This is a genomic window from Arthrobacter sp. NPDC093128 (genome assembly GCF_040683875.1).
In the GTDB taxonomy this organism is placed as follows: Bacteria; Actinomycetota; Actinomycetes; order Actinomycetales; family Micrococcaceae; genus Arthrobacter.
This window is the reverse complement of sequence record NZ_JBFBEY010000005.1, coordinates 284,214-291,174: the sequence shown is the minus strand read 5'-3', so window position 1 is coordinate 291,174 and position 6,961 is coordinate 284,214. Positions and strand designations below refer to the sequence as shown.

The following is a 6,961-nucleotide window of genomic DNA, read 5'->3' as shown; positions in this document are numbered from 1 at the left end:
CACATTGACGCACTCGCCCAGCAGTACGTCACCGCCGTCACCGGCAGCTCAGGCCAGCTCTGCACCTCCCCCGGCCTGCTGTTCGCCCCGGCCGGCGAGGCAGGCGACAAACTGGCTGCCGCCGTCGGCCGCGCAGTATCCGCCTGTGCCGGCCAGACCATGCTCACCGAAGGCATCGCCGGCTCCTGGAACACCGGCGCCACAGCTCTCGGTTCCGCCGAAAACGTCACTGTCCTCGGGCAGGGCATGGCCGGTCCCACCGAAAACGCGCCGGCACCGACCATCTTCGGGACCGACATCGCCGACTTTGTCAGGAACCACGTGCTGCACGAAGAGATCTTCGGCGCCGCGTCCCTGGTGATCCGCTACACCACCACCGAAGAACTCATCGGGGCCACCAACCGGCTCGAAGGCCAGCTCACCGCCTCCCTGCAGCTCACCGAAGAGGACTACCCGACGGCGGCCCAGCTGATCCCCGCCCTCGAGCAGAAGGTGGGGCGGATCATCGTCAACGGCTGGCCCACCGGCGTCGAAGTAGGCCACGCCATGGTCCACGGCGGCCCCTTCCCCGCAACCTCCGACACCAAGACCACCTCGGTAGGAACACTGGCGATCAACCGCTTCCTGCGGCCGGTCGCCTACCAGAACCTGCCCCAGGAACTCCTTCCGGCACCGCTGCAGGACGCCAACCCCTGGCACCTCAACCGCCGGATCGACGGAACGGTCGAAGCCGCCGCCGACGCAAAGGACGAGGTCAACGCATGAGCACGCAGCCAACGATCGCAAAGGTTGAGGTAGTTCCCGTCGCAGGGTACGACAGCATGCTGATGAACCTCAGCGGCGCGCACGGACCGTTTTTCACCCGCAACGTGGTGATCATTACCGATTCGGACGGGCGCTCCGGCCTCGGCGAAGTCCCCGGCGGCGAGAAGATCCGCACCACGATCGAGGAGGCCGGGGCCTTCATCTCCGGCAAGCCGGTGGCCCGCTACCGTTCCCTGCTGCGCGAGATCGCGGCGGAGTTCGCCGACCGCGACGCCGGCGGCCGCGGGCTGCAGACCTTCGACCTCCGCACCACCGTCCACGCCGTCACCGCCGTCGAATCGGCCCTGCTGGACCTTCACGGCCAGTTCCTGGGCGTCCCCGTCGCGGAACTGCTCGGCGACGGGCAGCAGCGCACTTCTGTCCCCATGCTCGGTTACCTCTTCTTCATCGGTGACCGCCGGCGGACGGACCAGCCGTACCTCGTGGAGGATGCCCCGGCGGACCGTTGGGAGAGGCTGCGCCGGCAGGAGGCGATGACGCCCGCAGCGGTGGTTGCGTTGGCGGAAGCCGCGCAGGAGCGTTACGGGTTCAGTGACTTCAAGCTCAAGGGCGGCGTGCTGTCCGGCGACGACGAAGTGGATGTGGTCACCGCACTGGCCAAGCGCTTCCCCGACGCCAGGGTTACCCTCGACCCGAACGGCGGCTGGCTCCTGGAGGAGGCCATCCGTCTCGGGAAGCGGATGCAGGGCGTAGTGGCCTACGCCGAGGACCCCTGCGGCGCCGAGGGACGTTTCTCGGGACGTGAAGTCATGGCGGAATTCCGCCGCGCCACCGGGCTCAAGACGGCCACCAACATGATCGCCACGGACTGGCGCGAAATGTCGCACGCCATCCGCAGCAACGCCGTGGACATTCCCCTGGCGGACCCCCATTTCTGGACCATGCACGGATCCGTCCGGGTGGCGCAGCTGTGCCATGAATTTGGGCTCACCTGGGGCTCGCACTCGAACAACCACTTCGATATTTCGCTGACCATGTTCACGCACACCGGGGCAGCCGCGCCGGGCGAGATCACGGCGCTGGATACGCACTGGATCTGGCAGGACGGGCAGGGGCTCACCAAGGAACCGCTGCAGATCAAGGACGGTGCCATCGAGGTTCCCGCCGCTCCCGGGCTGGGCATCGAACTGGACCGCGATGCCCTGGACAAGGCGCACCGGCTGTACCTGGAGCATGGCCTGGATGCCCGCGACGACAGCATTGGCATGCAGTACTACATTGACGGCTGGGCGTTTGATCCCAAGCGCCCCTGCCTGGTGCGCTAGGGTCCCTCTCGAACACTAAGTTCAAAGCAGACAGTTAAATAGAAGGGCGCATCTTGGGCGGCGTAGTCTCCGGAATACTGATCATCTCCGCCGTCATTGCCGTGGGCTATTTCGCTGCCCGGCTCCGGATCCTGGGGCCCGAAATCCAGGGCGCCCTGACCCGCACCGCCTATTACGTCACCAACCCCGCCCTCCTGTTCACAGTGGTTGCCGGCAGCGATATCCGGGCGGCACTCGGAACGGACGCCCCGCTGGCGCTGCTCTCGGCAGCGATAGTGGGGCTCCTTTATTGCCTGGCCAGCTTCCTGTTCTTCCGCCGGCCAGCCGCCGAAACGGCGGTGGGTGCCATGGCCAGCAGCTATGCCAATGCGAACAACATCGGTATCCCGGTCTCCGTCTACGCAGTCGGCACGGCACAGCACGTTGCCCCGGTGCTCCTGGTGCAGATCCTGGTGATGGCGCCGTTCTACCTCACGGTGCTGGGCGTGGCCTCCGGTTCCAAGGTCTCCTGGAAGAAGCTCCTTCTTCAGCCCTTCGCCAACCCGATGATCATCGCCTCCGGACTGGGCGCCGTCGTGGCACTGACCGGCTGGACCGCGCCCGAGCTGCTGCAGAAGCCCATCGACATGCTGGCCGGCGGAGCCGTTCCGATGGTGCTGCTTGCCTTCGGGCTGTCACTCGCCGGCCGGGCCCCGCTGCAGAAGGGCGACGGCCGCACTGAGACGCTCGTGGCAACTTTCCTGAAGATTGCCGGAATGCCGCTCGTTGTGTGGGTCCTGGGCCGCTTCGTCTTCGGACTGGAAGGGCAGCACCTCCTGGCGAGCGTCATCATGGCTGCGCTGCCCACGGCCCAGAACGTGTTCCTGTTCGCCTCCCCCTACGGCCGCGGAATGACCGTGGCGCGCGACGTGATCCTCTGCACCACGTTGCTGAGCATTGGCGCGCTGCTCGTCGTGGCCTGGCTGGTTCACTAGCTTCGGTGCCTGCTGTTCAACGGCCAGCCGCGTCATGCAGTTTCGACGGGCCTATCAGTAGCGTGCCCGTATTGGGACCAGCCACCGACGAACAGCCTGCCGCGGCCCAGCCCCAACTGCTCCATAACAAGGAGGTTGTGGCACGCGGTCACACCCGATCCGCAATATGCAATTGTGTTCTCGGCAGCGGCAATTCCTGCACGTTCAAAATTCGCGCGAAGACGCTCGGCCGGGAATAGTCTTCCTGACGAGTCGAGGTTCTCTCGGCAAGGCACATTTACTGCGCCTGGTATGTGGCCGGGGCGAGGGTCGACAGGGTCCTGACGCCCCTCAAAGCGGTCACGGTTCCTCGCGTCCACGACCGTGTATTGACCCGAAGACGCTTCTGCAATATCCGCCCGCAGAGCCTTGGGCCATCCCTGAACTGAAAAGTCGCTGGTCGATCTTTTCGGCTCGTTTGTATCGAGCTCCCCTGGGTAACTGCCAATACCACCGTCGAGGACTGCAGCCCTTCTGCCCACCGATCGAAGCATCCATACGATTCTCGCGGCTATGACGCCACCAGCGTCGTCATATGCAACGACGACATCGGAGTCAGCTATACCGCTTTCCCGCATCCCCCGTGCAAACACTTCGGGGTCGGGCAGCGGGTTCCGGCCTGCCTCCTTGGAAGCCGGGCCAGAAAGCCACTTATCCATGTCGACGAACACGGCACCCGGGATATGGCCCTCACGGTAAGCGTCCCTACCCGAGGAACCATCCAGATACCATCGCGTATCAACGAGGACGTACCCCCCTGGATTGCTGGCGCACCAGTTCCAGTCGACAAAGGGCTGCAGGTTGGGATGGCCGTTGCTCATACGTTGGATTCTAAAAGGCACAACCACATAATGAGATACCGATCTCAATATGTGAACAGCGCAGAAACGGAAGCTTGCGTATAGGAACATCTCCCGCGCCACGGCCCTCCATTGCCACCAAACCTGAGGATAATACTTGTAATACAAGTTGCAAACTTGTATTCTACCTAGGAGGGCAATGTAGCCCGGACATCCTGCTTTCAAGGAGCACCCATGAGCACCGTAGACCTCATCCGCCACGTAAAACTTTCCACTGCGAGACTTCCCCTGGCCGTGCCGATCAGCGACGCCAAGGTGTTCACCGGCCGCCAGAAGCCCATGACGGAGGTGGCTTTCCTCTTCGCGGAAATCACCACCGAGCAGGGACACAGCGGCATCGGCTTCAGCTACTCCAAACGCGCCGGCGGGCCCGCCCAGTACGCGCATGCCAAGGAGGTGGCCGAGGGCATCATCGGCGAGGACCCTAATGACATCGGCAAGATCTATACCAAGCTCCTCTGGGCCGGCGCTTCCGTGGGCCGTTCGGGTGTAGCCACCCAGGCACTGGCCGCGATCGACATTGCCCTCTATGACCTCAAGGCCAAGCGCGCCGGCCTGCCGCTGGCCAAGCTGCTCGGCTCCTACCGCGACTCCGTCCAGACCTACAACACGTCCGGCGGTTTCCTCAACGCCTCATTGGACGAGGTCAAGGCACGCGCCACCCAGTCCATCGAGGAGGGAATCGGCGGCATCAAGATCAAGGTCGGCCTTCCAGACAGCAAAGAGGACCTGCGCCGTGTCGCCGGAATCCGCGAACACATCGGCTGGGACGTTCCACTCATGGTGGACGCCAACCAGCAGTGGGACCGCGCCACCGCCCTGCGGATGGGCCGGCAGTTGGAGGAATTCAACCTCATCTGGATCGAAGAGCCGCTGGACGCCTACGATTTCGAGGGCCATGCCCACCTCGCCCAGGTCCTGGACACACCCATCGCCACCGGCGAGATGCTGGCCTCCGTGGCCGAGCACAAGGGCCTGATCAATGCCAACGGCTGCGACATCATCCAGCCCGATGCTCCCCGCGTCGGCGGCATCACCCAGTTCCTCCGCCTGGCAGCCCTGGCGGACGAGCGGGGACTGGGACTCGCACCGCACTTCGCCATGGAGATCCACCTCCATCTCGCCGCCGCCTACCCCCGCGAACCATGGGTGGAGCACTTCGACTGGCTGGACCCGCTGTTCAACGAGCGCCTCGAAACCAAGAACGGCCGCATGCTGGTTCCGGACCGCCCGGGCCTCGGCGTGACCCTCAGTGACCAGGCCCGGGCCTGGACCACCGAGACGGTGGAGTTCGGCGCGTAACCTTGAACGCATGAGCCGGAACCTGACCGCGGACCTCGCCGCCGACCTTCGCACGCGCATCGTTGACGGCGTCATCCAGCCCGGCGACAAGCTTCCGAGCGAAAACACGCTGATCGGCGAATTCGGCGTCAGCCGCACCGTGGTCCGGGCAGCCCTCACCCGGTTGCAGGCCGAAGGACTCGTCGAAACCGAGCGCGGGCGGGGCAGCTTCGCGCTGACCCCGCCTCCGCACGGTGATCCGCCGGCACCGGGTGGCCGGCCGGTGGCGAGTATGGAGGACCGGCTCCACCTGCTCGAGTTCCGGATCGGCGTCGAGGCTGAAGCAGCCGCCCTTGCTGCCCGCAACCGGACGGACCGGCAACTGAAGACCGTCCTGAACGCCTTGGAGGAGTTCACTGCCAGCGGCGACCACCCCGCGCACGCCATGAAGTCCGACTACGAATTCCACAAGGCAATCGCCGCGGCGTCGGGAAACCCCTTCTACTCGGACTGCCTCGCGGCGCTGGGCCAGACGATGATCGCGATGCCCCGCACCCGGCTGATGACCGGTGTCGAACACTATGCCCGCGACCACTTCGAACAAGTTGTCCACGAGCACGAATCCATCTATGCGGCCATCGCGGAAGGCGACGTACCGTCGTCGTCGGCCGCCATGCGCAGCCACTTGGCCAACTCGAGGCGGCGCCTCCGGGCCGGACGCCAGTAGGCGTGTGCCGGTCAGAACGTCTCGATCAGCCTAAGAAGCCGCAGCACAGCGGGGTTGGCTGTTTCTTCGTTCCACGCCAGCTCCAGGTCCACCCGGTTCAGCTCCCGGATGCCGTGCCGTCCGTCAATCTCGTGGAATTCCACTCCGGCGGGGGCGAAAGCCATGGCGGAAGCGGGGACAAGCGTCACCCCCAGACCGGCCTGGACGAAGGCCAGGAGAGCCGGAACCTGGCTCGCGTACTGGGTGATGTTGGCATGCGCGCCGGCGCTGGCGAACAGCCGGAGCACCAGGTCGTGGAAGTACCGGGCCTCCTTGGTGGAATACATCAGCAACGGCAGCCTGTCCAGGGACCCAAGGGGCAGCGGCTCCCCCTTCGGCGCCGCCATGTTGCCCAGCAGTGAACTCCCCTCAGGCAGCGCCACCACCAGGCGGTCCTGCATGAGCGGCCGGGACACCACGCCCGGCCGGGCGACGATGGGCCGCAGCAGGCCGATATCCACACTGCCTTTCACCAGCCCGTCCATCTGGTCCGTTGAGACCAGTTCCCGGAGCACAAAGGACACCCCGGGCATCCCCTCCGCGGCACGACGCAGCATCACCGGCAGTGCACTCTGCCCCGCTATGGCCGTGTACCCCACCGTGATGGCGCCTGACTCGCCGGACGACACCCGACGGACATCCAGGTCCGTCTTGATACACATATCCAGGATCTGCCGCGCCCGCGGAAGCAGGGTGGCACCTGCCGCGGTCAGCTCCACTTTCCTGCTGGTGCGGCCGAAGAGCTGGGTTCCCAGCTTCTTTTCGAGCATCTGGATCTGGCGGCTCAGCGGCGGCTGCGTCATGTTGAGCCGCTCAGCCGCGGCGCCAAAGTGGAGCTCTTCAGCGACGGCCACGAACGCTTCTAACTGGGGTAGGGAGAACATTCATACCTTTACTGAATTGTTGAGTGCACAAATTAGCTTGGACTTGGATCGATGACTCCCTTTATGG

Annotated in this window: 7 protein-coding genes; 5 read left to right on the top strand and 2 right to left on the bottom strand. The window is 65.0% G+C overall.

What is annotated here, in order from left to right:
* The 3 genes from AB0N24_RS08560 to AB0N24_RS08550 all read left to right on the top strand — a co-directional run.
* The coding region (locus AB0N24_RS08560) for an aldehyde dehydrogenase family protein (protein ID WP_364122849.1) at nucleotides 1-765 on the top strand (765 nt) is incomplete at its 5' end.
* A complete protein-coding gene (locus tag AB0N24_RS08555; protein WP_364122847.1) occupies nucleotides 762-2,090 on the top strand; it encodes an enolase C-terminal domain-like protein in 1,329 nt (442 codons plus the stop codon). The genes AB0N24_RS08560 and AB0N24_RS08555, both read left to right, overlap by 4 nt.
* Before the next feature lie 53 nt (nucleotides 2,091-2,143).
* The gene (locus tag AB0N24_RS08550) at nucleotides 2,144-3,064 is read left to right on the top strand and encodes an AEC family transporter (RefSeq protein WP_364122845.1); all 921 of its coding nucleotides are present in this window, start codon (nucleotides 2,144-2,146) and stop codon (nucleotides 3,062-3,064) included.
* A 32-nt stretch (nucleotides 3,065-3,096) separates the two neighbouring features.
* Here AB0N24_RS08550 and AB0N24_RS08545 read toward each other — a convergent pair whose 3' ends face one another.
* The gene (locus AB0N24_RS08545; protein WP_364122843.1) at nucleotides 3,097-3,924 is read right to left on the bottom strand and encodes a sulfurtransferase; all 828 of its coding nucleotides are present in this window, start codon (nucleotides 3,922-3,924) and stop codon (nucleotides 3,097-3,099) included.
* Between the two features lie 213 nt (nucleotides 3,925-4,137).
* Here AB0N24_RS08545 and AB0N24_RS08540 point away from each other — a divergent pair, with 213 nt between their 5' ends.
* Both AB0N24_RS08540 and AB0N24_RS08535 read left to right on the top strand, forming a co-directional pair.
* On the top strand, nucleotides 4,138-5,265 hold the full coding sequence (locus AB0N24_RS08540) for a mandelate racemase/muconate lactonizing enzyme family protein (RefSeq protein WP_364122841.1): 1,128 nt from the start codon (nucleotides 4,138-4,140) through the stop codon (nucleotides 5,263-5,265).
* Nucleotides 5,266-5,275: 10 nt separating this feature from the next.
* Nucleotides 5,276-5,971, top strand: a complete 696-nt coding sequence (locus AB0N24_RS08535; protein WP_364122839.1) for a FadR/GntR family transcriptional regulator — start codon at nucleotides 5,276-5,278, stop codon at nucleotides 5,969-5,971.
* An 11-nt stretch (nucleotides 5,972-5,982) separates the two neighbouring features.
* Here the strand turns inward: AB0N24_RS08535 and AB0N24_RS08530 are convergent, their stop codons facing one another.
* On the bottom strand, nucleotides 5,983-6,894 hold the full coding sequence (locus AB0N24_RS08530) for a LysR family transcriptional regulator (protein WP_364122837.1): 912 nt from the start codon (nucleotides 6,892-6,894) through the stop codon (nucleotides 5,983-5,985).
* Nucleotides 6,895-6,961 lie beyond the last annotated feature (67 nt).

Excerpts from the sequence above, each read along its gene's own strand:
- AB0N24_RS08555 (WP_364122847.1), top strand. The coding sequence starts at position 762 with ATGAGCACGCAGCCAACGATCGCAAAGGTTGAGGTAGTTCCCGTCGCA.
- AB0N24_RS08545 (WP_364122843.1), bottom strand. The coding sequence starts at position 3,924 with ATGAGCAACGGCCATCCCAACCTGCAGCCCTTTGTCGACTGGAACTGG.
- AB0N24_RS08540 (WP_364122841.1), top strand. The coding sequence starts at position 4,138 with ATGAGCACCGTAGACCTCATCCGCCACGTAAAACTTTCCACTGCGAGA.
- AB0N24_RS08535 (WP_364122839.1), top strand. The coding sequence starts at position 5,276 with ATGAGCCGGAACCTGACCGCGGACCTCGCCGCCGACCTTCGCACGCGC.
- AB0N24_RS08530 (WP_364122837.1), bottom strand. The coding sequence starts at position 6,894 with ATGTTCTCCCTACCCCAGTTAGAAGCGTTCGTGGCCGTCGCTGAAGAG.